The 461-nt window shown below is 47.9% G+C and carries 1 protein-coding gene; it reads right to left on the bottom strand.

The window, feature by feature from the left end; translation table 11 throughout:
* The coding region (locus KW93_RS17495; protein ID WP_052131617.1) for an MSCRAMM family protein at window positions 1-461 on the bottom strand (461 nt) is incomplete at both ends.

The following is a 461-nucleotide window of genomic DNA, read 5'->3' as shown; positions in this document are numbered from 1 at the left end:
GGTGTTTCTGGTGTTTCAGAAATCTCTGGTACTTCCGGAATCTCCGGGTTCACTGGAGGTCCAGGGAAGTAGCGGCGGTTCGTTTTCGTCACTTCGAGCGTTTCTGTTTGACCCAATACGATTTCGAAATCGACTGGCGTGCGGTCCAAACGATATCTGGAAGGGGCTTTCGTTTCAACGAATTGATACTCGCCTGGAACCAATTCATCTACGAAGATTTTCCCTTCACTATTGGTGACAAGTTTGTCCTGCAGCAAGCTTCCTTGTGCGTCGAGCAGTTTGAAGACAGCACCTGCAAGGACGCGATCAGGATTATTAGTATCGACTTTCAGAAGCTCTACAGCTCCAGGGATGATAATGTTTTGAGCAGTCAATTGGACTTGCGTTTCCTGAGCGAATTCGATGGTGAATGGAATCGGCGTACTATCCAACTCGTAACCGAATGGCGCTGTTGTTTCAAC

It is taken from the genome of Planococcus sp. CAU13 (assembly GCF_000775575.1).
In the GTDB taxonomy this organism is placed as follows: Bacteria; Bacillota; Bacilli; order Bacillales_A; family Planococcaceae; genus Planococcus.
Note: the sequence above shows the minus strand (reverse complement) of the source record. Positions and strands in the feature narration are given on the sequence as shown.